Origin of the sequence: Noviherbaspirillum sp. (genome assembly GCF_035254865.1) — a bacterium.
Lineage (GTDB): Bacteria > Pseudomonadota > Gammaproteobacteria > Burkholderiales > Burkholderiaceae_D > Noviherbaspirillum.
Genome location: NZ_DATFAF010000029.1, coordinates 1 through 24,477 on the forward strand (window position 1 = coordinate 1; position 24,477 = coordinate 24,477).

The 24,477-nt window shown below is 59.1% G+C and carries 20 protein-coding genes; 5 read left to right on the top strand and 15 right to left on the bottom strand.

The annotated features are described in order from the left end of the window. From VJ651_RS08535 to VJ651_RS08570, 8 genes are all read right to left on the bottom strand, one after another. Nucleotides 1–1,391 (bottom strand): cytochrome D1 domain-containing protein (locus tag VJ651_RS08535; RefSeq protein ID WP_324107041.1); only part of this gene is annotated, 1,391 nt, incomplete at its 3' end. Then, complete coding sequence (gene nirJ, locus VJ651_RS08540) at nucleotides 1,388–2,590, bottom strand: heme d1 biosynthesis radical SAM protein NirJ (RefSeq protein ID WP_324107042.1); 1,203 nt, start codon at nucleotides 2,588–2,590, stop codon at nucleotides 1,388–1,390. The genes nirJ and VJ651_RS08535, both read right to left, overlap by 4 nt. Nucleotides 2,591–2,601: 11 nt before the next feature. Beyond that, complete coding sequence (locus VJ651_RS08545) at nucleotides 2,602–3,099, bottom strand: AsnC family transcriptional regulator (protein WP_324107043.1); 498 nt, start codon at nucleotides 3,097–3,099, stop codon at nucleotides 2,602–2,604. 154 nt (nucleotides 3,100–3,253) lie between these two features. Beyond that, nucleotides 3,254–3,703: an Lrp/AsnC family transcriptional regulator gene (locus VJ651_RS08550; protein ID WP_324107044.1), complete on the bottom strand. Its 450-nt coding sequence runs from the start codon at nucleotides 3,701–3,703 to the stop codon at nucleotides 3,254–3,256. Next, nucleotides 3,696–4,706, bottom strand: a complete 1,011-nt coding sequence (locus VJ651_RS08555) for an Lrp/AsnC family transcriptional regulator (protein WP_324107045.1) — start codon at nucleotides 4,704–4,706, stop codon at nucleotides 3,696–3,698. The genes VJ651_RS08550 and VJ651_RS08555 overlap by 8 nt, the downstream gene beginning before the upstream one ends. Nucleotides 4,707–4,720: 14 nt before the next feature. Continuing rightward, nucleotides 4,721–5,905 carry a cytochrome D1 domain-containing protein gene (locus VJ651_RS08560; RefSeq protein ID WP_324107046.1) on the bottom strand — a complete coding sequence of 395 codons (1,185 nt, stop codon included), beginning with the start codon at nucleotides 5,903–5,905 and terminating at the stop codon, nucleotides 4,721–4,723. After that, nucleotides 5,895–6,335 carry a cytochrome c gene (locus VJ651_RS08565; protein WP_324107047.1) on the bottom strand — a complete coding sequence of 147 codons (441 nt, stop codon included), beginning with the start codon at nucleotides 6,333–6,335 and terminating at the stop codon, nucleotides 5,895–5,897. The genes VJ651_RS08560 and VJ651_RS08565 overlap by 11 nt, the downstream gene beginning before the upstream one ends. A 94-nt stretch (nucleotides 6,336–6,429) precedes the next feature. Further along, on the bottom strand, nucleotides 6,430–8,145 hold the full coding sequence (locus VJ651_RS08570) for a cytochrome D1 domain-containing protein (protein WP_414691324.1): 1,716 nt from the start codon (nucleotides 8,143–8,145) through the stop codon (nucleotides 6,430–6,432). Between the two features lie 207 nt (nucleotides 8,146–8,352). Here VJ651_RS08570 and cobA point away from each other — a divergent pair, with 207 nt between their 5' ends. Continuing rightward, entirely contained in the window at nucleotides 8,353–9,183 is an 831-nt protein-coding gene (gene cobA, locus VJ651_RS08575) for a uroporphyrinogen-III C-methyltransferase (protein WP_324107048.1), read from the top strand. A gap of 12 nt (nucleotides 9,184–9,195) precedes the next feature. Here the strand turns inward: cobA and VJ651_RS08580 are convergent, their stop codons facing one another. Further along, nucleotides 9,196–9,888: an RES family NAD+ phosphorylase gene (locus VJ651_RS08580; RefSeq protein ID WP_324107049.1), complete on the bottom strand. Its 693-nt coding sequence runs from the start codon at nucleotides 9,886–9,888 to the stop codon at nucleotides 9,196–9,198. After that, complete coding sequence (locus VJ651_RS08585; protein WP_324107050.1) at nucleotides 9,879–10,289, bottom strand: MbcA/ParS/Xre antitoxin family protein; 411 nt, start codon at nucleotides 10,287–10,289, stop codon at nucleotides 9,879–9,881. The genes VJ651_RS08580 and VJ651_RS08585 overlap by 10 nt, the downstream gene beginning before the upstream one ends. A 362-nt stretch (nucleotides 10,290–10,651) precedes the next feature. On the opposite strand from VJ651_RS08585, the gene VJ651_RS08590 reads away from it, so the two are divergent. Then, nucleotides 10,652–12,100, top strand: a complete 1,449-nt coding sequence (locus VJ651_RS08590; protein ID WP_324107051.1) for a DEAD/DEAH box helicase — start codon at nucleotides 10,652–10,654, stop codon at nucleotides 12,098–12,100. 29 nt (nucleotides 12,101–12,129) lie between these two features. On the opposite strand, the gene gluQRS is transcribed toward VJ651_RS08590, so the two are convergent. Together gluQRS and VJ651_RS08600 are read right to left on the bottom strand one after the other, a co-directional pair. Beyond that, nucleotides 12,130–13,002, bottom strand: coding sequence for a tRNA glutamyl-Q(34) synthetase GluQRS (gene gluQRS / locus VJ651_RS08595; protein ID WP_324107052.1), 873 nt, complete (start codon nucleotides 13,000–13,002; stop codon nucleotides 12,130–12,132). A gap of 40 nt (nucleotides 13,003–13,042) precedes the next feature. Then, the gene (locus VJ651_RS08600; protein ID WP_324107053.1) at nucleotides 13,043–14,305 is read right to left on the bottom strand and encodes an ABC transporter ATP-binding protein; all 1,263 of its coding nucleotides are present in this window, start codon (nucleotides 14,303–14,305) and stop codon (nucleotides 13,043–13,045) included. A 312-nt stretch (nucleotides 14,306–14,617) separates the two neighbouring features. On the opposite strand from VJ651_RS08600, the gene VJ651_RS08605 reads away from it, so the two are divergent. The 3 genes from VJ651_RS08605 to VJ651_RS08615 are packed head-to-tail and all read left to right on the top strand — an operon-like array spanning nucleotide 14,618 to nucleotide 17,653. Next, on the top strand, nucleotides 14,618–15,598 hold the full coding sequence (locus VJ651_RS08605; RefSeq protein ID WP_324107054.1) for a glycosyltransferase family 2 protein: 981 nt from the start codon (nucleotides 14,618–14,620) through the stop codon (nucleotides 15,596–15,598). Between the two features lie 6 nt (nucleotides 15,599–15,604). After that, nucleotides 15,605–15,946 (top strand): EamA family transporter, encoded by a 342-nt coding sequence (locus VJ651_RS08610; protein WP_324107055.1) that lies wholly within the window; start codon nucleotides 15,605–15,607, stop codon nucleotides 15,944–15,946. 39 nt (nucleotides 15,947–15,985) lie between these two features. Continuing rightward, nucleotides 15,986–17,653 (top strand): hypothetical protein, encoded by a 1,668-nt coding sequence (locus VJ651_RS08615; protein ID WP_324107056.1) that lies wholly within the window; start codon nucleotides 15,986–15,988, stop codon nucleotides 17,651–17,653. Nucleotides 17,654–17,708: 55 nt separating this feature from the next. On the opposite strand, the gene VJ651_RS08620 is transcribed toward VJ651_RS08615, so the two are convergent. The 3 genes from VJ651_RS08620 to VJ651_RS08630 form a co-directional block, all read right to left on the bottom strand. Then, nucleotides 17,709–18,893 (bottom strand): class I SAM-dependent methyltransferase, encoded by a 1,185-nt coding sequence (locus tag VJ651_RS08620; protein WP_324107057.1) that lies wholly within the window; start codon nucleotides 18,891–18,893, stop codon nucleotides 17,709–17,711. A gap of 204 nt (nucleotides 18,894–19,097) precedes the next feature. Further along, entirely contained in the window at nucleotides 19,098–21,944 is a 2,847-nt protein-coding gene (locus tag VJ651_RS08625) for a glycosyltransferase (protein ID WP_324107058.1), read from the bottom strand. A 9-nt stretch (nucleotides 21,945–21,953) separates the two neighbouring features. Next, a complete protein-coding gene (locus VJ651_RS08630) occupies nucleotides 21,954–24,365 on the bottom strand; it encodes a glycosyltransferase family 1 protein (RefSeq protein WP_324107059.1) in 2,412 nt (803 codons plus the stop codon). Nucleotides 24,366–24,477 lie beyond the last annotated feature (112 nt).

The window sequence follows — 24,477 nt, forward strand, 5'->3', positions numbered from 1 at the left end:
CGCGTGAACTCCGTATGCGCCGCCACCTTGCCGGGGCTGGGGCGCAGCACTGCGACGACTTCCAGCTTCTGCTTGTCGATGATCTGGATCACGTCACGACGGTCCTTGCTGTTGAAGGCGTCGACCCATGCGTAGGGCGTATTCTCATGGCTGCGCATGAAGAAGCCCGGCCCCAGTGTCTTGATGTGCTTGATGGTCTGCCAGTTTTTCATGTCGATTACCGTCACCACGCCGTCCTTCAGGTTCGGGCTGGCGAGCACCGGCCGCCCCTGGTATTCCCAGCTGATGCCCGAGCCGAGATGCGGCATGCCGGGCAGGTCAATGCTGGCGATCTTGCGCCGCACATTCAGGTTGACCACCTGGCCGCGCCCTTCGCGCGAGGCGCCGATCATGTTGTCGTAATGCGCGTCGAAGAAGAAGTCATCCAGATAGTCGTCCAGCTCGATGCGTCGTGGCGGAAACGGCCCCGGCGTGGCCAGTGCTTCGGCCATCTTGTAATCATGCACGAAACCCTCGTACACCGGCGGCGCCTTTTCGTCATAGCTCAATTCCCACACTTCGGGAATGTCCTTCATGGCCGCGACGAAGCTCTTGCGGGGCGCGGCGTCGTACACCGCCGACACGCGCGAGCTCTTGCCGTTGCGATCCTTCACCTCGATCACCTTGATCGGTGTCAGGTCCTTGGTATCGAGTATGACGAGGGTGTGCGGCAAATAATTGGCGACGATCGCATAGCGGCCGTCGCTCGACACCGCGAGGTTGCGCGCATTGATGCCGGCGCGGACTTCCGCGATCAGCGTCAGGTTCCAGATATCGTACTTGGCGATCCAGCCGTCGCGCGACGCGAAATAGACGTAGCGTCCGTCGGGAGAGAATTTCGGTCCGCCATGCAAGGCAAAGCGCGTCGGGAAGCGCACGATGGGTTCGAACTTGTCGCCGTCGAGAATGGTCGCATGATGGTCGCCGAGTTCGACCACCACGAACAGGTTGAGCGGATCGGCCTTGAACACCGGCTTGTCTGGCAGGCTGCCCGGCGCGTGGTATTGCAGGCGCGAGGCGCGGATTTCATTGATGCCCCAGGTCGGCGTGACCGCCGGTGGCGTGTAAATGAAATCGACGAGCTGCTTGATTTCGTCGGGGCTCAGCTTGTCGGCAAAGGGCGGCATCTGCGTCGCGATGCGGCCTTCGGAAATCGTCTTCACCGCTTCGGGGCGGCGCAGGCGCTCCAGGTTGCCCGGCAGGAGGGCGGGCGCGATTGCGCCTAGCCGGTCAGGCCCGTGGCAGGATGCGCAATGCGTCTGAAACAGTGTTGCCGTGTCCGTTGCGGCCGACGCCATGGCACTGGCGCAGGCGAGCACGGCTGCCGCGAAACTCATCAAGCCTTTGCTCATGCTGCACCTGCCGCGCGGATCTTGATATACGGTGTCATCTGCACGCGTTCACGCGTTCCCGACAGTCCGATCTCCTCGTCGCTCAGGTAACACGCCGGATCTTCCTGCCAGGGGTCTCCCGTCAGCTGCAGCGCGCGGATGCGAGTATTGCCGCCGCATACATCGAGATAGCTGCACTCGGCGCAGCGGCCCTTGACCGGGCGCGGACTGGATTTCAGGCCCGCCATGAGCGGGTCGGAGGTATCGCGCCAGATATCGGAGAACTTGCGATCGCGCACATTGCCGAGATTGTGCTGCCACCACATCGTGTCCGGATGCACGTTGCCGAGGTTGTCGATGTTCGCCACGTTGACACCGGACGCATTGCCGCCCCATTGCGACAGTTTCGCGCGCAGGTGCTCTTCGCGCTCCGGCATGTGCCGCCGCACCCAGTGCAGCAGGTACACGCCATCCGCATCGTTGTTGCCCGTCACGAATTCCTTCTCGATGCCGTTCTTCACGTTCTCCCAGCAGGTGTCGAACAGCAGATCCATCGCATTGCGCGTGGTCTGCAGGAAGGCGTCATGTCCGCGGTTCTTGTTGCCGCGTCCCGCATAATTGAGATGCGACAGATAGAACTTGTCGATGCCTTCGTCGTCGACCAGTTGCAGCAGCGCAGGCAGGTCATGCGCATTGTCCTGTGTCAGCGTGAAGCGTACGCCGGCGCGTATGCCGACCGAGCGGCACAATCGCACGCCATGCAGGGATGCATCGAAGGCGCCTTCCTTGCGGCGGAAAATGTCGTGCGTCTCGTGCATGCCGTCCAGGCTGATGCCGACATAGTCGAAGCCGGCGGCGGCGATCTGCTCGATATTGCTGGTGTTGATCAGCGTGCCGTTGGTCGAGAGGCCGACGTAGAAACCCATCTTCTTCGCGTGCTTTCCAACTTCATAGATATCCTTGCGCAGCAGCGGCTCGCCGCCGGAGAGAATCAGGACCGGCACGCCGAAGGCGCGCAAATCCTCCATCACCGCATACACCTCGTCGGTGCTCAGCTCGCCTGCGAAATCCTTGTCCGCCGAGATCGAATAGCAGTGCTTGCAAGTCAGGTTGCAGCGCCGGATCAGATTCCAGATCACCACCGGTCCCGGCGGATTGCGCTTCGGGCCCATCGGTGTCGGATGCGCTAGTTCGTGCATGTATTGGCTGATACGAAACATGATGCTTTCCTTTATCCGACCAGTCGCAGGCCGGTTTTCTTGAGAATTCGGGTGCTGTACAACACGTCGTGCGCGCGGACATGGTCGCCCAGCACGTTCTTGATCTGCGCGATCTGCGCTTCCACCTCTTCGCGGTTTTGTCCGTGCACCATCGCGAACAGGTTGTACGGCCATTGCGGCAGGCGGCGCGGACGACGATAGCAATGAGTGACGAAATCCAGCTTGCCCACGCGCTCGCCGAGTTCATCGACCATCTCGTCGGCCACATCCCAGACCGTCATGCCATTGGCGCGATAGCCGATCGCATAATGATTCGGCACCACGCCAATGCGCCGGATCACGCCCGTCTCCTGCATGCGGCGCAGGCGCGCCATGACGTCGTCGGCCTCAAGATTCAGGCGTTCGGCAATCGCGTGGTAGGGGCGCGCCACCAGCGGCAGGCCCTGCTGGGTGGCGACGATGATTGCGCGGTCTGTGGCGTCGGTGGTGTCGTCGGCTGTATGGTTCATATCTTCTTGAAAAACTTGGTTGTCCACGGAATACACGGAAAGCACGGAAAGTTCAAAAACACTTCCAGCTTTAATGGATTGAAGAGAGTCGCCCAATTGATCTTGCCAAAGATTTTTTCCGTGTTTTCCGTGTTTTCCGTGGACAAAAGATCTTTCATTCCCGCACCCTCAACTTCATCTCAACGAAATACTCTCGCGACTTCGGAAAGTTGAACACGGCGCAGCCGGTGTCCTGCTCGATCCGGCCGATCACGCGATCGATTTCGTCGGGCGTCTCGGTGGCAATCACGAACCACATATTGAGTTCATGCGTGCGCTTGTAGTTGTGCGCAATCTGCGGCAAGGCATTGACGCGCTCGGCGATCTGGTCGTAGCGATCCTCGGGCGCATGCAAGGCAGCCAGCGTGAAGGCACCGCCCATGCGCTCGATCTGGAACAGGGGACCGACTCGCGTCAGGATGCCGCGCGCCAGCAGTTGCGACAGGCGCGCGATCAGGTCTTCCTCGCCGATGCCGATGACTCGGGCCGCTTCAAGATACGGCCGCTCGCAGATCGGAAGCCCACCCTGCAGCTGGTTGATGATGACGCGATCGATGTCATCCATGGGCGGCCTCGGGCACGGGGGCATAATGCGCGCCACGCTGCTTGAAGCGTCGGCAGCTGAACAGGACTTCGTGCGGATAGGCGGCCAGCCCGCAGCGCTCGCTCAGTGCGGCAACGCTCGCCGCGACTTCGGTGCGATCCTTGCCATGCACCATGCAGAACAGGTTGTAGCGCCACTGCGGCAATTGGCGCATGCGCCGATAGCACAAGGTCACGCAGCCGTTCGACGCGATCCTGCGGCCGATGTCGTCGGCAATATCATCCGGGACATCCCAGACGGCCATGGCATTGGCCGTATAACCCAGCTCATGATGACGCACGATAACGCCGAAGCGCTTGATCACGCCCCTGTCCAGCCAGCGCGCGATGGTCCCGATCGCCTCCGCTTCCGGCAGTCCAAGCTGTTCGAAGGGACGCGCCACCAGCGGTAGGCCATCCTGCAAGGCGGCGATCAATCCTTGCTCCGCTTCGCTCAGTGCCTCGATATCGCGTGAGAGGCCGGGAGCAGAAGCGTATTCGCGTCCGCTCGTACGATGTGCGAGATCGAATCCGAGATCGATGTGATAGTCCTGCAGCATCGGCAGCACAAGCAGCGTTTCGCAGTCGCAATGGCCCTCGATTTCCTGCATCACCGTGCGCAGGCGCTCCCGCGAGGGCGCGGTCGCGACGAACCACAGGTTGTAGCGATGCTCGCGCTGGTAGTTGTGATTCACTTCCGGCAGCGCATTGATATAGGCGGCCACCTCATCAAGCCGTTCGGCCGGCACGGACAAGGCCGCCAGCGTGCTGGCGCCAATCGCATTCGGACGGAACACCGCGCCGACGCGGCTGATGACGCCGCGGTTCTGCAATCGCTGCAAGCTGCCGATGACCGTGGCTTCATCGGTGTCCAGCATGTCGGCCAGTGTCGAAAACGGGTGCGGCAGGAGCGGAAAGTCGCGCTGGAATGCATTGACCAGGGCAAATTCCCGCTCGCTCAGCATGGCGGACTGGGTGAGGGGCATGGTGGACGCGCCTCTCACAGTCCGGTACGCGCGGCGCGCGTGGTGAAGAAGATGCCGCTCGGCGCAGTGGCCGGCAATTCGCTGCGTTTCGCAAACGTTGCGGTATCGTAGATCACGACGCGGTTGTCGTCGCGCGCCGAAATCCATACCGATTCGCCGCGCGGTGTGAATTCCATGTGCAGCACCGTCTTGCCCGGCTCCAGGCGCTTGACCACGCTGCGCGTTTCCACATCGATCACTTCGACATGACTATTGGTGGGGAAGGCAAAATTGACCCACACCTGCCTGCCGTCCGGCCGCGCCATCACGAACACAGGCTGGCCGGAAACAGGAATGCGCGCGGCCTCGCGCCAGGTTTCCATATCCAGCACCAGCACCTCATGCCGGCCGATCGCAGGAAGATAGGCATAGCGCCCTGCGACAGCCCAGCCGCGCAGATGCGGCATCTTGTAGACCGGCAGCTTTTCCTCGCCCTTGCCGTAGCCCTCGAGCACGCGGCGCAGGCCTTTTTCCGGATGCCACAGGTCGAGCAGCGTCATGCCGTCCTCGCCGAACAAGCCGGCGATGTAATAGCGTCCGTCCGGCGTGATCATCGCGTCATAGGGTTCGCGCCCGGCATTGCGGAATTTTTCGATGCGCGGTGCGCGCGGATCGCTGAAATCGCCAACCCAGATCTCGCCCGCTTCGAACAGACTCCATACGAATTTGTTGCCCGGCGCATCGGCCAGTCCGACCACTTTCGCGCGCTGTCCTTGCGCGCCGTATGCGGCGGGGATATCGGCCAGCAGTTCGAGCGTTTCGGCATTGAATACCTTGACGCCGCCCGGCGCGTAATTCTGCGCGGCGAGCAGCGTGCCATCCTGCGAGATCGCGCCGCCGATGCTGTTACCCGCCTGTACCACGCGCCGTTCGATCACGCCCTTGAGCACATCGACCTTCGACAAGCCACCGTCGCGGCCGAACACGTAGGCATAGCGACCATCGCGCGAATACACCAGCGAGGCATGCGACAGGTCGCCCAATCCCTGCACCGAGGCAATCGAGACGCGCTTCGTCGTATCGACCACCTGCACGCTGCCGGTGGCGCGTTCAATCACCACGCCCAGGTTGCCGGTGCCGCGCAGGGAAGGGCTGGCGCAGCCGGTCATCAAGCTCAGCGCTATCGCCCCCGCCAAAGCCATTAACGATCTAGCGCTCACCTGGAAATCCTTTCTGTAAATTGATCACGATCCACTCGGCTTCCGCTTCCGTCAGAAACGGATTCCACGGCGGCATCGGTGTACCGGGTCGGCCTTGCAGAATCGTCGCGGTGAGCGATTCCACCGGCTTGTCGCGCAGCGTTTCCGGCAGCAGGGCAGGGCCAAGGCCGCCCTTGAGCATCAGGCCGTGGCAGGAGCCGCAGTCCTGACGCACCATGTTGATGAGTGCGTTGCGCCGTGCAGGATCGGGGGAATAGGAAGCAGCATCCGCTGCGAGGGAAGTGTTGAAGAGGCTTGATGCCGATGCCAACAAAAGGATGTTCGCCAACAGGTGCAGGCGGTGCGGCGGATCGTGCATCTTCCGTGCGACCGATCGCTTCGTGTTGCATGCATTCGCGGAGCTGCGATTGGTGCATTTCGTACAGTTCATTTCGCTGTTCGCTCTGCCGTCTTCAGGGTCGTTATTCGGAGAAGCCGAATCGCGAGGTGCGATGCTGCCGCACCCCGTGGATTCATGACCTCAATCAGTACACATCATGCTGCGTGTTGTTGACGTTGAACTTGCCGGTCGGCGTGATCAGGCGCGGATCCTTGATCACGGTCTTCAGCTTGCGCGTCTTGTCGTCCACCACCACCACTGCCGAGACCTTGTCCTTGGCGTTCCACACCGAGAACCAGACTTCGTCGCCGGCCTTGTTGTACTCCGGCTGCACCACGCGCTTGGCGCCGTCGCCGAGGTTGGCCCATTCCGCGATCGGCAGCACTTCAAAGCCCTTGTCGAGGTTGTTGATGTCATACACCGCGACCGACTGGCTGACCTTGGCATCGGGATTGAGCGGTGTATCCACCCACAGGTTCTTCGACTTCGGATGCGTCTTGATGAACAGCGATCCGCCGCCCTGGCCCTTGATGCTGGCGACGACCTTCCATGCCTGCGCCTTGTGCTTCACCGGGTCGGTGCCGATCAGCGAAATCGATTCGTCGCCGAGGTGGCTGGTTGCCCACACCGGGCCGAACTTCGGATGCTTGAAGTTGGCGCCGCGTCCCGGATGCGGCGTCTTGCCCACATCGACCAGCGCGGCAAGCTTGTCTTCCTTGGTATCGACCACCGCGATCTTGTTCGATGCATTGGCAGCCACCATGAAGTAGCGACCCGTCGAATCGAAGCCGCCGTCATGCAGGAACTTGGCAGCATCCAGCGTGGTGATCTTCAGGTTGTTCAGATCCTGGTAGTTGACCAGCATGATCTTGCCGGTTTCCTTGGCGTTGATCACGAATTCCGGCTTGTAGTGCGAGGCCACGATGGATGCGACGCGCGGTTCCGGATGGTATTCGTTATCGACCGTCATGCCGCGCGTGGACACGATCTTCAACGGCTTGAGCGATTCGCCTTCCATCATCACGAACTGCGGCGGCCAGTACGAACCGGCGACTGCGAACTTGTCTTCGTAACCCTTGTACTTCGAGGTCTCGACCGAACGTGCTTCGAGGCCGATCTTGATCTCGGCGACGTTGTCCGGTTTCTCCATCCACAGGTCGATCAGGTTGATGCGCGCATCGCGGCCGATCACATACAGGTAACGTCCCGAGGCGGAGATGCGCGAGATGTGCACCGCATAACCGGTCTTGACGATGTTGATGATCTTCTTGGTGTCGCCATCGATCAGTGCCACTTCGCCGGAGTCGCGCAGCGTGGTGGAGAAGATGTTGGCGATGTTGTAGCTGTTCATCTTCTTGGTCGGCCGCTTGGCGATGGGGATGTATTCCTTCCATGTCGCCTGCATTTCCTTCAATCCGAATTCCGGCGGAGTCGGCGGCTCTTGCTGGACATAGCGTGCCATCAGGTCCACCTGTTTCTCGGTCAGGTCGCCTGATGTCTGCCAGTTCGGCATGCCTGCCGGCGAGCCATAGGCGATGAACACTTTCAGGTAATCGGTGCCCTTGTCCAGCGTGATGTCCGGAGTCAGCGGCTTGCCTGTCGCGCCCTTGCGCAGTACGCCATGGCAGCCTGCGCAGCGCTCGAAATAGATCTGCTTGGCCTGCTCGAATTCCGCCTTGGTCATGGGCGGCGCTTTCGGGTTGATATTCTGGTGCATCTCTTCGGCAGCCATGGGAGAGCCGCCTGCCTGATACTTCAGCTCCGCACCTTCATGGGGCTGCTTTTCCTGCGCGTGAACCACCCCGACTGCCAGTGGCAGTGCTGCCAGCAGTGCCGCGAGTGGACGAATGATCGGCTTCATTTTTACTCCTCACAAAAAGGGATGATGAGAACTGCGATTACTTCGACAAAAACCGGGCACGATGCGGACTAGTCCAGGATTCAGATTAGTCGCCGTTTTTCAAGATGGGCCTAGGTTGCGCCGATGGAATTCAGATTTCCTTAACTCAAATCAAATTTTTTCGGAGAGTTGAAAGTTAGATTGGGAGCCACTTGGAGGAACACACTCATGAGCACGCGGCCCACTAATCTGCAGCGCCTTGATTCCGTCGGTGAGCGGCGGTGTCCCGGCATTGTCTATCTCGTTGGCGCCGGCCCCGGTGATCCGGAGTTGCTGACCTTGCGCGCCGCGCGCCTCCTGACGCAGGCCGATACCGTCGTCTACGATCATCTGGTCGGCGACGGCATACTCGGATTGATACGCAAGGAGGCCGACCTGATCTACGTCGGCAAGGAGAAGAGCTGTCACACGCTGCCGCAAGGCGAGATCAATGCGTTGATCGTGCGGCTCGCGCGCCAGGGCAAGCAAGTGGTGCGCTTGAAGGGCGGGGATCCATTCATTTTCGGACGTGGCGGCGAAGAGGCCGAAGTGCTGGCCGATGAAGACATTCCCTTCGAAATCGTGCCCGGCGTGACCGCCGCCAGCGGCGTGTCGTCCTACGCCGGCATTCCGCTTACCCATCGCGACTACGCGCAGTCCTGCGTGTTCGCCACCGGTCACTTGAAAGACGACAGCCTCGATCTTGACTGGGTGAACCTCGCTCATCCGCGCCAGACGGTGGTGATCTACATGGGGCTCGGAGCGCTGCCTGAAATCTGCCGCCAGCTCATGGCACACGGGCGTGCTGCCAATATTCCGGCGGCAGTGGTCGAACAAGGCACGACCGACAAGCAGCGCGTCGTGACCGGCACGCTGACGACCTTGCCGCAACTGGTCGCCGAAAGGAAAATGAAATCACCCTGCCTGATCATCATCGGCGAAGTGGTCGCCTTGCAGGAGAAGTTGCAGTGGTTCCATCCGGATGCGACGGCGTCGCTCGGGCATGCAGCGATCGCATAAGCCGTATACGGACTACATCACCTTTTCGTACACGTCGGAGAATTTCTCACCATCCCACTGGTAGAGCATCTGACTGGCGTGCCGGCAGTTCGACACCGCCGTGGTCCGGAAGACCGCCACGCATTCGCTGCCTTCGCGGCGCACGCTGCGATAGCTCAGCCCCGCCGAACCCCGCATTCTGAGCTGACGACCCACCGTCTGTGCGGCCGCATACGAGCCCGGATGGTAGACCGGGTCATCGGCGTCGAGTGCACGCAAGTCATGCAGCAGACCCGACACCTCCACCTGGTAGACCCGCATCTGCAGCTGGATCGCCGCTTCCTTTGTCGCTGCGAGAAACCTGGCCTGGTGATAGCGTGTTTCCGCAATCGCCGTCTCCTTGTCGCGTGCCGCATAAAACACGCCATAGCTGCCGTCGCTGAAACGGCTTCCGGAAGGATTCAGGTGGGTGAATGCCGCCATGATCGGGCCGCTGCCGGGGCCGTACAGACGTTCTGCCTTCGGCACCAGTTCGATCTCGCCGATCTCGTCGCGTATGCGGTCGTTGGTCATCGCCTCCAGCGCATACAGCGCATCGAAATCCTCGGGCGAGGCAACGCGGTCGAACAGATTGATCGAGGGGAAACGCGAAGGCACGATGCGAAAGGCGGGATGCCAGTCGACCTGCGCCAGCGCAAAATTCGCAGCCGGAACGCTCACGCCCATCCGCCGCGCATCGCGTCGAGGTACTGACGCACTACATACAAATCGGCGACGTTGCCGGACAACATGCGATCGAGAGCGCTCTTGCCGCCGAATGGCGGCGCGGTATTCGGCTTCCTGATCCAGCTGTCGGCCGCTTTCTCCTCCGGCAGCAGGATTTGCAAGGCCTTGTAGATGCCGAGGATGTAGGAAATCCGCTCCAGCGTGTCGCGTCCCAGGTGCGCGGCCTCCGGCGCTTTTTTCCATTTGTAGAAGGTGGAGCGCGGCGGGCTTCCGAGCAAGGTGAGCTGTTCGTCGAGGTCGAGCTGCCACAGCCGCGCGATATTGCCGAAAGCGCGCACCGCAGCGGCGGATAGCGCTTCCGGGCTGATCTTGCTGGCTGGTGTTTCGACGCGGATTCCCATGGCGGCAGAGAAAGTGGTGTTGGTTTTCCTACGCTCACTTTAGTCTCGAAATGGATTTTATTCAAGTAAATATCCAAAAATATATAAAACTTGCCCGGAATTTGTGGCGAATTGCCCCTCGCAAGTCAAGGAATCGCTCCTGTTACATCCAACTGCATGCAATTTTTCTCACCCTTGCTGGTCAGAGCAAGACCGTTCGAACGCCGTGTTGCATGCCGCACAGCCTCTTGTCAAGCCGCAAAGCCGCGATGCGGGCATGCGCAGGCGTATAATGAAGGGTTGTTTTTCCGAAGCGGCGTTTCCGGGCCTGTGTCCGTCGTCGCGCTTGATTCACGGCCTCCTGCAGGTCCACCGAAATTACTATGTCAGACACCCTGTTAGCACCCTCGCAAATTTCCGCGCCTGCGGTCCGCTTTGAAGACTTCGGACTCTCGCCCGACATATTGCGCGCGCTCGCCGACCAAGGTTATGTTCACCCGACGCCGATCCAGGCCGAAGCGATTCCCATCGTGCTGCAAGGCCGTGATGTCATGGGCGCCGCGCAGACCGGCACCGGCAAGACGGCCGGGTTTTCCTTGCCGATCATTCAGATGCTGCTCGCGAATGCCAGCACCAGCGCATCGCCCGCGCGCCATCCGGTGCGCGCGCTGATCCTGACGCCGACACGCGAGTTGGCCGACCAGGTCGCGGACAACGTGAAGGCCTATTCGCGTCACACGCCGCTGCGCGCCACCGTCGTCTTCGGCGGCGTTGACATGGCTCCGCAAACTGCCGCGCTGCGCGCCGGCGTCGAAATCGTGATCGCCACGCCGGGCCGCCTGCTCGACCATGTGCAGCAAAAAACGCTGAACCTGTCGCAGACCCAGATCCTGGTGATGGACGAGGCCGACCGCATGCTCGACATGGGCTTCCTGCCCGACCTGCAGCGCATCATCAACCTGCTGCCGAAACAGCGTCAGAGCCTGATGTTCTCGGCGACCTTCTCGCCGGAGATCAAGAAGCTCGCCAACAGCTTCCTGAAGGACCCGATCACCATCGAAGTCGCGCGCAGCAATGCCACCGCCGACAACGTCACCCAGGTGCTCTACAAGGTCGAGGAAGAAGCCAAGCGCGATGCCGTCGCCCACATCATCCGCGAGCGCAATCTCAAACAGGTGATCGTGTTCTCCAACACCAAGATCGGCGCATCGCGCCTGTCGCGCCATCTGGAAAAGGAAGGCATCAAGGCATCCGCGATTCACGGCGACAAGACGCAGGGCGAACGCATGGCTGCGCTCGAAGCCTTCAAGCAAGGCTCGATCGAAGTGCTGGTCGCCACCGACGTCGCCGCGCGCGGCCTCGATATCGCCGAATTGCCCTGCGTGATCAACTTCGACCTGCCGTACAACGCGGAAGACTATGTGCACCGCATTGGCCGCACCGGTCGCGCCGGCGCATCGGGCGACGCGATCTCGCTGTTCACCGACAAGGACGCGCGCTCGCTGGCGGATATCGAAAAGCTGATCAAGCACCACATTTCGCGCCTGGAACTGTCCGGCTTCGTGCCGGCACGTTCCGCGGAACGCCGCCCACGCCATGAAGATGCCGAGGAGCGCGCACCCTCACGCGCAACATCTAGCAGCCGTGGTTCGTCGCAATACAACCGTGGCTCTTACGCACCGCGCAAGGAAAAGATCGACCCCTGGTTCCTGAAGCCGTATGAACCCGCCGCACCGGCTCCAGACGCAGAAAATCGCGACGCGCAAGGCGCACCGGTGAAGCCGCAAAAGGCTAAAGTGGCCGCGCTGCTGGGCGGAACGCCCAAACGCTGAAGTCCGCTGAGTTCTGCAGCAAGCGCGCCTTACTTCGTCGCAAAGCGCGCCGACCACGCCGCGATTGCCTGCTGCCAGAACCCGTTGACGCTATCTGCCTGATCGACGGGCAACTGCAGGAAGCGCGCCGCGGCGATCAGCTCGTCCAGAGGCCGCGCGAGATCCAGCGCCCGTGCGCCGGTCTGTTTCGACAGTTTCTCTCCCGCAGCATTCGTGACCACCGGCACATGCAGGTAAGACGGCGTCGGCAGCCCGAGCAAGCGCTGCAAATAAATCTGGCGCGGCGTCGAATCCAGCAAGTCCGCACCGCGCACGACATGCGTCACGCCCTGGGCGGCATCGTCCACCACCACCGCCAATTGATACGCCCAGAAGCCATCGGCACGCTTGAGCACGAAGTCGCCGACTTCGCTGGCCAGATTCTGCGTCACGCTGCCCATCCAGCGATCTTCAAATCGTATGCATGCCTCGTCGCCTTCCGGCACCCGCAGTCGGTAAGCCCGCGCCGTTCTGCCGGGAGCGAGGCCAGTGCGGCAAGTTCCCGGATAGACCGCAGCACCGTCGCTCGCGATACCGATGCGCGAATCCGCGATTTCACGCCGGGTGCAGCCGCAGGGATAGACATGATCGCCCAGGCGATCGAAGGCCGCCTGGTACAAATCCTTGCGTCGGCTTTGCCATACCACCTCGCCATCCCATTGCATGCCGAATCCGCGCAGGCACTGCAGGATGTCCTCCGCCGCACCGGGAACCGTGCGCCCTTCATCGATGTCCTCGATGCGCACCAGCCATCGTCCCCCATGCGCACGCGCATCCAGGTAGCTGGCCATGGCCGCGACCAGCGATCCTTTATGCAAGGGGCCGGTCGGGGAAGGGGCGAAGCGGCCGATGTAGTGCGTCATGTTCGATCTTGAAAGTCTCGCAGGCTAAACGCTGCAGAATTCAGGCACTCGCGCTTGCGGTTTTTTTCACTGTGGCAGAAGCACTGCGCTGAATATCAATCGCGGGATCAAGCCAGGTGCAGCCGGCGAATTCCTCCCGGCTCAGATTCATCACGGTAAACACCAGCGCCAGGTCCCGCCACTCGTAATTATTGACCAGATGCGTCTCGCTGCTGGAAAGGCTGGTCGCAATCGAATAACTCCCGGGGCCCAGGTTCAATGGAAAGGCAAACGAGTAGACCAGTTCTTCTCCTGCCTGCACGTTCTCCATCGGCATCTCCTTGAGCGCCGTGTTGGTGCCGTACATCGGTTGACCGAGGCGGTCCTTGATCATGTATCCCAGCACCAGCCGCGGAATCGATGCCTGTGCCTTGACCTTGATGCGCAAAGTGATCGCGCTTCCCACATCCACCGCTTCCACACGTTCGCCCTGTTCATTGAACAGCGCGATATCGGTCACCGTGGCTTCACCGGAACCCGACACGGTCTGGATCTTTCCGTGAGCGATTTCTTCCTGCCTCACCGTCCGGTTTTCCCGCTCCGCCAGCATCGCGTTGTAGAAATCCATGATGGCCTCGGGCTCGCCTTCCTTCGCCAGCCGACCTGCATCCAGAAGGATGGCGCGATCGCACACCGCCTGGATCGCGGTCTTGTCGTGCGACACGATCAAGAGCGTGGTGCCGGAGTCGCGCAACTGCCGGATGCGGTCAAAACTCTTGTGCTGGAAGTAGGCATCGCCAACCGATAGCGCCTCATCCACAATCAGGATGTCTGGTCGCTTGGCGGTGGCGACGCTAAAGGCCAGGCGCATCTGCATCCCGCTGGAATACACGCGCACCGGCTGATCAAGATATTCGCCGATTTCGGCGAACGCCTCGATCTGCGGCATCAGTTCGGTGATTTCTTCAGCGCTCATTCCGAGCAGTTGCCCCGACATGAAAATGTTTTCGCGGCCGGTAAAGTCTGCGTGGAAGCCCATTCCCAGCTCCAGCATGGCTGCAACTCGGCCGCTGGTCGCCACGCCTCCTATCGTAGGCTGTGCGGTCCCTGTAATCAACTTCAGCAAGGTGCTTTTACCCGCGCCGTTGATGCCGATGATGCCCACAGCCTCGCCGGGGGCCACTTGGAAATTGATGTCCTTTAACACCCACTTGAGCTCATGCCGCTGCTTGCGGAAAGGACTTATCCATTCCGAGAGGCGCGCCCAATGGTTCGGGTATTTTTTGTAGGCCTTGCCCAGGTTGCTGACGATTATGCTGCCCATTAATATGTGTGCCGCTTGCATGCGGTCAGTTGCAAATGAGTAGGATGATACCAATGAAAGCCGGCTCCATACCGGCATGCCTTAAATGGACAGCGAAGGATTATTCAGGAATCCTTCCGAATCGCATAAAGTTATTGCCTGCGGAAAAGATGGCCGGACTTGTTCGCAGTATGACGACAAGAAATGACGCATATCCAAAAAGAATGGCGTTGTTCATGACGGAGCCTCTTGCCAGAGATTAAAATGGCATGTTTTTCTGCACGAAATCATGCCGATGGGTAGGCTTCGGCAAAACAACTGGAACTCAAGCCAATGAATATGACTTCGAAAATCGGAGTTGTCATACCTAGTTACAAAGTGTGCAAACACATTCTCGGCGTCATCGACAAGATCGGACCGGAGGTATCCCGCATTTATGTTGTTGACGATTGCTGCCCGGATGGCTCGGGCGAATTTGTCAAAAGCAATTGCCGGGACACGCGCGTAACAGTACTTCAAAACCCCGAGAACCTCGGTGTCGGCGGCGCTGTCATGACCGGTTATCGCGCGGCGATCCAGGACGGCATGGACGTCATCGTCAAGGTCGATGGCGATGGACAGATGGATCCGAGCCTGATTCCCGATTTTGTGGCGCCTATCCTGGCCGGTGAAGCGGACTACACTAAAGGGAACAGGTTTTTCGACCTGGAAGAGATTCATGCGATGCCCAAAGTCCGGCTGTTTGGCAACGCCGCACTCTCATTCATGACAAAACTGTCGTCGGGCTACTGGGATCTGTTCGATCCTACCAATGGATACACTGCGATTCACGCCGAAGTCGCGCGACGTCTTCCCTTCAACAAGATAAGCCGCCGCTATTTCTTCGAAACGGATATGCTTTTTCGTCTGAACACCTTGCGTGCCGTTGTCGTTGATATTCCGATGGACGCGAAATACGGTGACGAGACAAGCAATCTCAAAATCTCCAAGATCATCGGCGAATTCTTCGTCAAGCACCTCTGCAATTTTGGAAAAAGGGTTTTCTACAACTACTACTTGAGGGACATGTCCCTTGCCTCAATCGAGCTGCCCGTGGGGCTGCTCATGCTCCTTACCGGGACGATTTTCGGACTGGTGCACTGGGCAAGTTCCGTTCAATCAGGCATTCCCGCTCCATCAGGCACTGTCATGCTGGCTGCGCTTCCCGTGATACTGGGAACGCAATTCATCTTTGCCTTTATCGGATACGACATCTCGTCAGTGCCCAAAAGGCCGCTGCACCTGAAAAACAGGTTGTCGAAGCCAATTTCGTGAGAAAAGATGATGACTTATCTAATCGCATTTATCTGTGTCGTCGGCATCGCCATCGGGCAGGTGCTGTTCAAGATCAGCGCTACTTCGCTGCAGCGCACCGGAAGCTTTTTTGATCCCGCGACGGCACTCACCGTCTTTTCGGCGCTTGCCCTGTACGGCATCACGACCATTGCCTGGATCTGGGTGCTGCAGAAGATCGAGCTTGGTCGGGTCTATCCCCTGATGGCGCTGGCATTTGTCCTGGTGCCGATCGGGAGTCACTTTTTTCTGGGCGAGAAATTCCAGCCGCAATATTTTCTCGGCGTGACGCTGATCTTGATCGGCATCGTGATTGCAGTGAGAGCTTGATTTTCAACGGCTTCACGCAAGCCTACCAACAAGGCGTATATGTTTTCCGAGGCACGACTCTTCACCGGTCCAGGTCGTTTTCAGAGATTTTTACTGCTCGTCGCGGCATTGGTATTCTGCCTTGCCATTCTGAACAGGCATCAGCTGTCAAACGGTTTCAGCATCCTGGCTGGCGACCGATATGACGCCGTCATCATGGCGACCATCCTTGAGCATTGGCTTCATGTTTTCTCAGGTGATGCGATCTGGTCTCAAGTGAGCTACTTTTATCCGTACACTCGGACCATTGCGAATACCGACGCCTATTTTCTGGTTGGTGCTGCCTACGTTCCATTCCGCTTGCTTGGTCTTGATCCCTTTTTGTCCAGCGAAGCGGCGGGCGCCATCATCAAGTCGACAGGCTTCATCGGCACCTATTTCTTGTGCAGGAAGTTCTTTTCCTTTTCATTCTTCTGGGCGCTGCTCGCCGCAATGCTGTTCACCTTGAGCAACGGCATGACCATACACGGCCAGCGCCTGCAACTCGCGACAGTGGCTTTTGCGCCGATCATGGCAATGCTTCTCTGGAGCGCACTTGAGGCGTTCCTGGAAGACGACTTGCCGAAATTCAGAAGAGCGGGGATGGGTGCGGGCGTGTTTTTCGGCGCATGGTGCATGACCTGCTTTTACATGGCGTGGTTTTTTACTTTCCTGTTTTCCGCCTTCGCGCTGGTGATGCTTGTTAAAGGCGGCCGTGTCGGTCTGGCATCGCTTGGGCACAGGCTGCTTGCATCATGGAGCTCGGTTATTCTCGTGCTTGCGGTGGCCGGACTGTCATTGCTGCCGTTCGTCTATGCATTCCTGCCGAAATCCCAGGAGGTCGGCGTTCGCTTGTACGAGACCGTGTTCGCGAATACCATTCCGGTCGAGAATATTCTTCAAGTCGGCACCGACAATCTTCTGTTCGGCCGTTTTTATAACGCCATCCTTTCCGCTGTGTCGCCCGACTATTCTCCGCGGGGCGAGTATTACAACACCGGATTTTCGCTTGTTCTGTTTGCGCTGTTCGTATTCGGATGCGTCAGGTGCCTCACGCAAGCCCGACGACAAAAGGCGGACATTGTCCTTCACTCTCTGGTGATCGCGACCCTCGTCACCTGGTCGCTTGCCCTGAACATCGACGGATTCAGCGCTTGGTATCTCGTTTATCGATATTTCCCGGGTGCGAAAGCCTTGAATGTGATCGCGGCCTATCAGATCCTGCTAGCCTTACCTGTCGTGGTCGTCGCCGTGAAGTATCTCTCGACGCAGCACAATGGACGTCCCCTTCTCCTGCTGCTGTCAGCGCTGCTGATCGCGGGAGAAATCAACGAACCCTATTTGAACCTGGACAGGCAAGCAGAATTGGCCCGCATTGCGCTCCCCAATGCGCCGCCGGAAAGCTGCCGCGCCTTTTACGTCTCAGGCTGGGAAGAGCAAGGTCGCGATGAATTTCCCGAGGTCGTAAAAAGCACATACGCCCACAATGTGACGGCGATGTTGGTCGCCCAATTCGCACGCATCCCGACCATTAACGGTATCGCGTCGTTCAATCCGCCCGACTGGAATTTCGGATATCCCGCCAGAAAAGACTACGATGAGCGCGTGCGTGCCTACGCTGAAAGACATCATGTTGCCGGCCTGTGCAAACTGGATCTGAACAGCAAACAGTGGTCCGCGGCAAAATAGGGAAGGGCTGGCGGGCACCTGTGTCGTCGAGTCCGTTCCTGTACCCGTGCGCTGGCTATTGCACCGTCACTTCGACCTGAATCGGTTTTGATCCGACATTTTCGAACCAGCAGATGGCTTCAGAGACAAGATCGAGCACCAGATAGAATTTCCCGCCGTACGGAAAACTCAGCGTAATCGATTGGGCAATGGCTTCGCCCGGCTTCACATCACGCATGAGCTCGCTGCGTCCAAAATCGAGATCGAGCAGGTTGTGGTCAGCATCGTAGAGATGCGCGCCCAGCTTGACGACGCCGATCTCATTCACGTTCTTGCATAACCACTTTGCACCGCCGCTATTGACGATGTCGACATCGATGGTGAGAGGGACATTTTTCCTTGCCATGTAACGTTGCCGTTCTGCCTTGAGCGTAGCGGCCAGGCCGACATGACTGCGGCTGTCAAAGCTGGAACTTCCCTTGTGCAAGAAAAAGACTGACTTGGACGCGGTCTCGATCGTGGCCTTGCAGCGCCTGAATCCCGTCCTTTTGGCGATCCTGAATATGCTATCGAGATCAATGTCGTTCTCCAGCACCTTGAAGTTTGCCATTTCATTCTGGGATTGAGGACTTCGCGAATGATGCCTGCCGGGTTCGCTGAATCCGGCAATGCCATCCTCCTTGAGAACACGGAAGAATTCCGCGAGGACATCCTCCTGATTTGGAACATGGTGGAATGTGTCAAAACAAATGATGCGATCGACAGAATTGTCCGGCAGGTCTAGCGTTTTGCCATTGAAGACCAGGAACTCGGGCGCCGCCACGTGTTCGCCGACGATCGGGTAGTCGCGGAACAATCTTTTCCCGATTCCGAGCGCAGTGGCGGAGGTGTCACACGAAATCGTGGAGCATTGCAACTGGTTGAGAAACCGCGAAAACCAGCACGTTCCGGCGCCAAATTCCAGGACGCGCATCGTCTTGCCCAGTTGCAGATCCGAGAGCAATTGCCCCATGCTGATCAGCAATTCCGGCGCTTCCGTGATCGATGAAAACGGTTTTCCCATGAGCGGGCGCGGATCGGCTATCCGCTGGTAATAATCATCTGCCGATTGGCATAGCTCAGCGAGGCTGTATTTCCGTATGACGTGCCTGGGATCGATCAAGGTGCTATTCATTTGCATGGTCAATGAAAGTGCGTCCGAAGGGAAATTTTGTCGATCAACGATGCTGTGCGCAGCTCTGCCGCAAGACAAAGACCGCATTGACGATTACGGAATTCTAAGCTTGGGCATGGATTTTTTGGCAACAGTTCGGCGCTGCAAAGGGGGGCGGGCTTATACGCAGATCAAAGACTGTGCTGATGGCACATGCATGGCGCCGAGGGGGAGGCCGGGCGATGCCCGGCGAGGGGAATGCGATGGCTTGCGGCTTGGATGTCTTGCCGCATCGCCAGCATCAATTGTTCTTCAATCGGTTAGAGCCAGGACCGCTGCGAGTTCATGAACGTTTTCTTCCCAGGTACGCCAGCGTATTGCCGAAGATGGCGGAATTTTCCCGGCAGCATGCAACCGCAGCCAGTCCTTCAAGGCTGAGGCAAGATCGTCGGCAGCAAGACCGCCGAAGTAATGAGCGTGTCGTCCCGCCACCTCCCGGAAGACGGGCAGATCGCGCACCACGATCGGCAATCCGTGGCGAGCCGCTTCGATCAGCGGCAGGCCGAAGCCTTCACCTTCGCTTGCGAAGATCAGGCAAGTACTCGCGGCATAAAGTTTTTGCAGATACTCATCGCTGACATCCTGCAGCCAGAACAAGCGATGATCCAGTTCCGGATGCCGGCGCAGGCGATTTATGATTTCCGGAATGGTTCGCCGCTGCCCATCCGGCAGTGCTGTCCAGCCTTCCTTGCCGACGATGATTAGATTGATCTGTTCGCCTTCGCGCCAGAGCTGCTCGAATGCCATCAGAACCTGCAGGTAGCCCTTGCGAGGCTCGATCGTTCCAACCATCAGGAAGCTCGGCCTCTCCGCCATATGCTGCAGGACCCGGTCGGCATCTTTCGGCATTCCCTTCGTGGGAAATGAAGCGGAAAGATCGGCACCATGATGGATTACGGCGATGTCGAGACGACCCACATCGACACGACCGCGCTGCTTGAGCCATAGACGCACTTCCTTGGCAACCGCGTCCGAAATGCATATCAATCGGTCCGCGTTCTCGGCGATCGCATCGAGCCAGCGCGCGTGCAACTGGTCGGCGTGTTCCGGGAAAAACTCGGGCCGCAGGACGGGCAGGATGTCGTGGATCAGAAAGCTGACTTCAATGCCGCGCGCACGCCAGTCCGCATAAACACCTCCTGCTGCGGCTTCGATCACCGCTTCCGGAGAAAAATCGGGGCTGTAGAAAACATCGGATGCCACAACATTCGCCGGCGCATCCTCGAGCGTGGCGGTTTCGATGCCCAGCAGTTTTGTCGTATATCTGCGCGCATAGCGGTAATGCCAGGTTCCCCCTTCGGAACTGAGGTAAACAGGCTCAACCCTGAAACCTGCCGGCGGATTGTTCAGCAATGCCGAAAGTTGTGCTCTGACGACACGCTCAATGCCCGTCTGAAGATCGTTACGCGCAATCGTCGATACGTCGACCAGCAACTGGCGAAGCGCCGGGCGATGCTGCGTGTCCGCCCCGGACGGTTCATGCCGGCTGGCGTCGCCATAGGCGGACTCGATGGCGTCCGCATACAATTTCGCGCAAACACCGGGATTGTGTCGTGTCCGGACGAATTCCTTCGCCGCAGCTCCCAGTTCGGCGCGCTTGGTTTGGTCATGCCTCAATGATTCCATGGCAGCGATCAATTCCGCATCATTGAATGCATCCGGCAGCTTCAACACAGCATCCGGCGGCAGCTCAGCCATGGAACCATTGGCATTGACGATGGTCGGCAATCCGTAATTCATGCAATGCAGAACCGAACCCGAAGTCTCTCCGCGTGACACGCTTCTCAACTGGACGCTGGCATCCGCAGCCTGAAGAAACTGCTTGTACATCGCGTCGTCGGTCCAACCGGTAATGCGAATGCGATCTTGGCAGACGCTATTGCGAATGCGCGCCGCGATCCGCTCGCCATACTCTCCGGGATGGTTTGCCCCCACGAAGACAAGTCGGCAGAGCGGGTCATCATGCAGGCCGGAAGCCAGCCACGCATCGAGAAGGCGATCGCTCTGCTTTACCGGATCGATAAAACCAAAACTGCACACGACGAAATCACTCTCGGCGATGCCGAGTGCGTGCCGTGCAGCCGATCTGTCGATAGCGGCTGCCGGCGCGCGCAAATGCGGAATGACCTTCCAGTTGTCGGCCGCATGTTCGCCGTACCACTCGCGTGCAAGTTGCCGCGCGTGCTCGGAGTGCACAATGACGCCGTACGCTTGCTGCAGTACTTCCAGATTGCTCGGATAGGTATTCCGGGCATGTTCCAGGCCCTTGGCGCTGAAGCTGTCCTTGACCGCCATGTAGCCGTGCGAGTGGTATAGCGCGCGCGTCCACACGCCAGGCATTGCCCCGGTGCTCTCTTCATACGCCAGGACACTGCTCAGGAAGAAGTCGTGCAGGACGACCACGCCTGGGTGCCGCCGCAACAGATCGAACATATGGGAGTGATATGGGCTGTTGCCGAACTGATAAAGCACACGTGCATAGTCGGATGCATGCTGCTCGAACCATGCAACGCTTCGCACCGGACAGTAGCTCTCTACCCAGTGATCTGAAACGCTCGGTTGCGCAACGATCACCTCGATGTCGTAGTAGCGCGCCAGCTCGGGCAGGAGTTCGGCGCTGTAATCGCTGATGCCGCTCCGTTCGGATGGCAGTGGAGAAATATACGCCAGACGCGGGCGCCGAAGCGGCGGCGAGATGAAGATTTTTTCCTGGTCTATGCGTTTCTGGAAGTCCTGCAACTGATCATGAACCTGCTCGACAAGCACCTTCTCGATGCTCGGCGTGACGGATGTTTCGAGTCTCTCGAGCCTTTCGCCCGTGATGGCTTCAAGCGCATCGAGGAGTTCCTGCAATCTGCGCGCACTCTCTCGAGATTCGCTTGCGGCGATTTCAAGCGCCTCGATACGCTGACGCAGGTTGGTTGCCATGCCTTCAAGCGCATCCAGCCGTTGCTGCGATGTGTTCGCAACGGTTTCCAGCCAGCCGAGACGCCGCTCGTGACCCTGGACCCGTTCAGCCAACCCGTTAATATGGAGGAGGTTGTGAATGAAGCGCTTGAGTCGGCGCGCGAAAGCATCTTTATTGGCAGTTTTTGTCATGGTGACTGCCTATCGAGGAGCGCCTTGCGGCAAAATTCTGTCCAGTAGCTGCTTGGCGCTTTGCTGCCAGGTTAGCCACGGCATGTCTTCCGATTGCGGCACCAACCCCTTGGCATTCAGGTCAAGCCACGCTGCGAGCGCCTTGGCCAACGCATCTGCGTCGAGTCCGTTGAAATAAAAAGCGTGTTCGCCGGCCACCTCTCGGAACACCGGAATGTCGCGTGCGATGATGGGGCGTTTGTGTTGCGCCGCCTCGATCAGCGGGAGGCCGAAGCCTTCACCTTCGCTCGCCGCAATCAGGCAGGTGCTGGCAGCATACACTTGCTCGAGATATTCGTCGCTGATGCCTTCAAGCCAGAACAGGCGCTTGTTCAGTTCCGCATGATTGTGCAACTTCTTGACCAGCGCATCCATCAGCCAGCCGTTCTTGCCGACGATGACGAGATTGGCGTTCACGCCGCGCGACCAGAGCAATTCGAACGCCGCGAGAGTCTGCGCATGCCCTTTGCGCGGCTCGAGTGTGCCGACCATCAGGAAGCTGGGATTGGCATTCAGGCTGCGCAATACGTCCGCCGCATTCTCCGGCATGCCTTTGCTGGGCACGCTGTTTTCGACGTCTGCCCCCAGGTGGAAACTGCTGACCGCAGGCAGATCCGGGCGAGTCGGATGATTGTTCCGCAGCCATTGCCGCACATCTTCGGCGACTGCCTCTGAAATACAGACCAGTCCCGACGCAACCTGGGCGATGCTGCGCAACCATTCCTCAAAAACGGTGGAGGTGCCGGGATGCCACCAGTCTGGCCGTTGCACCAGGAGGATGTCGTACACCACGAAGTACAGGTGTACGCCGAGATTTTGCAGCTGCACATGCAACGGATGCAATGCGCGCGTGAAGTGTGCATGCAGATCGAGGCCGAGGTAGATATCGTCCTGATTGAATTCCGCAATCTCGTCCTTGCCTGGCGGTGCCGGTTTTCCCAGGAACCTGGCCGTGAAAGCGCTGGCCTGCCGGTATCGGCTGCCATCAAAATAAATCGGGCACACGCTGAAGCCCGCCGGCGCATTCTTCAGCAGTTCCAGCAAGATGCTGCGCACGACGCGTTGAATGCCGGATTTTGCATCTCGTTCCACCAATTCGGAAATATCGAGCAGCAGTTGGCGCGGGATGCTACTCGCCGTATTGAATGCAATTGCATCGGCTGCGGCGGCGAGATCCTGGTCTGATGGCGGTTGCGGCGCATCGATTTGCGCGATCGCTGCAAGTAGGCCCGGAATATCCGCGTTTTCACGCCGGTCGGGCTTGTCATCTCCGTGCTTCTGCAGGGACGGCTGCCAGTTCTCGAAGGCGGCAAGCGCGCGTCTGGCACTCGCATTCCAGGAGAATCTTCCTGCTTGCTGCAGACCATGTGTCCGCAAGCGGGTGCGCAGGGCATCGTCACTCAGAACGGCTTCCATCTTGTCTGCCATCGAACGAGGAGAGAGGGGATCGAACATTGCCTCCTCCAATCCGATGACCTCGGGAACGCTGGTGGTATTGGAACCAATGGTCGGCGCGCCGCAGGCCATCGCCTCAAGCGCGGGCAAGCCGAAGCCCTCATATTTCGAAGGAAACACGAACAAGGCCGCGAGATTGTAAAGCCCGACCAGATCGTCATCGGAGATATATCCAGTCAGTACCAGCTCATCCTCGCCCAGCCCTGCCTGCGCGCGCAAACGCATCAAATTCTCGCGATCGCCGCCACTGATTTTGCTTGCAATGACAAGCTGATGGTCACCACGCAAATCCGTTGGAAGCAGGGCATAGGCCTGGATCAAGCCATCCAGATTCTTTCGCGCATCGAAACCGCCGGGGGCGTACATCACAGGCTTGCGCTTGATGCCATAACGTGCATGCAAGGCTGCGGCTTCTTGCAGGCTGTACTGCTGCACGGCGAAGCGAGGATCGATCGCTGCCGAGATGCTCACCACCTGGTCCGGTGCGAGTCCCAGCGCATCGATGGCGTCCTGGCGCGAGAAATCGGAAATTGCGAGCAGCAAGCCGGCGCGCTTGAGCGAATCGATTTTGCGCCCGTAATACTGCTGATGGGACGGGGTAGGCAGATAGACGGCCGGATTGCGAAACGGGATAAGGTCATACAGGATGACCGCCGTATTCTCGCCCCCCGAAAATGTGCCAACCGAGGCCACCGCATTGTCGAACAGCCCTTCGAAGAGACTCGAGACCAGCACGATGTCCGGCTGCAGCTGCCGCATGAAATGCTCGCGGATTTTTTCCGCGGCCTGGGCGCGCCATGCATTGGCAGGATCGATCTCCGCCGTCGGCGTCGGTGCCTTGAAGATCCGGATGCGTTCGGCGGGAACCAGGTCGCGAAAGGCATGCCGAATATCGGGAATGCTTTCCGGATAAGCGGCGCTCAACACCAGCCATATTTCATGCGCCCCTGCGTTCCGCGCCAAGGCGAGAACAAAAGAGGAAATATATCGGCCTATGCCTCGAAAACGATTCTCCGTCTGCGCGCCTTGTAGATCGATG

Bases quoted from the DNA above. Each gene is read 5' to 3' on its own strand.
- cobA (WP_324107048.1), top strand. From the start codon at position 8,353: ATGAGCACGCGGCCCACTAATCTGCAGCGCCTTGATTCCGTCGGTGAG.
- gluQRS (WP_324107052.1), bottom strand. From the start codon at position 13,002: ATGACGCACTACATCGGCCGCTTCGCCCCTTCCCCGACCGGCCCCTTG.
- VJ651_RS08625 (WP_324107058.1), bottom strand. From the start codon at position 21,944: ATGACAAAAACTGCCAATAAAGATGCTTTCGCGCGCCGACTCAAGCGC.
- VJ651_RS08570 (WP_414691324.1), bottom strand. From the start codon at position 8,145: ATGAAGCCGATCATTCGTCCACTCGCGGCACTGCTGGCAGCACTGCCA.
- VJ651_RS08555 (WP_324107045.1), bottom strand. From the start codon at position 4,706: ATGCCCCTCACCCAGTCCGCCATGCTGAGCGAGCGGGAATTTGCCCTG.
- VJ651_RS08590 (WP_324107051.1), top strand. From the start codon at position 10,652: ATGTCAGACACCCTGTTAGCACCCTCGCAAATTTCCGCGCCTGCGGTC.
- nirJ (WP_324107042.1), bottom strand. From the start codon at position 2,590: ATGTTTCGTATCAGCCAATACATGCACGAACTAGCGCATCCGACACCG.
- VJ651_RS08550 (WP_324107044.1), bottom strand. From the start codon at position 3,703: ATGGATGACATCGATCGCGTCATCATCAACCAGCTGCAGGGTGGGCTT.
- VJ651_RS08600 (WP_324107053.1), bottom strand. From the start codon at position 14,305: ATGGGCAGCATAATCGTCAGCAACCTGGGCAAGGCCTACAAAAAATAC.
- VJ651_RS08610 (WP_324107055.1), top strand. From the start codon at position 15,605: ATGATGACTTATCTAATCGCATTTATCTGTGTCGTCGGCATCGCCATC.
- VJ651_RS08585 (WP_324107050.1), bottom strand. From the start codon at position 10,289: ATGGGAATCCGCGTCGAAACACCAGCCAGCAAGATCAGCCCGGAAGCG.
- VJ651_RS08605 (WP_324107054.1), top strand. From the start codon at position 14,618: ATGAATATGACTTCGAAAATCGGAGTTGTCATACCTAGTTACAAAGTG.
- VJ651_RS08565 (WP_324107047.1), bottom strand. From the start codon at position 6,335: ATGAACTGTACGAAATGCACCAATCGCAGCTCCGCGAATGCATGCAAC.
- VJ651_RS08580 (WP_324107049.1), bottom strand. From the start codon at position 9,888: ATGGGCGTGAGCGTTCCGGCTGCGAATTTTGCGCTGGCGCAGGTCGAC.
- VJ651_RS08615 (WP_324107056.1), top strand. From the start codon at position 15,986: ATGTTTTCCGAGGCACGACTCTTCACCGGTCCAGGTCGTTTTCAGAGA.
- VJ651_RS08545 (WP_324107043.1), bottom strand. From the start codon at position 3,099: ATGAACCATACAGCCGACGACACCACCGACGCCACAGACCGCGCAATC.
- VJ651_RS08620 (WP_324107057.1), bottom strand. From the start codon at position 18,893: ATGCGGTCTTTGTCTTGCGGCAGAGCTGCGCACAGCATCGTTGATCGA.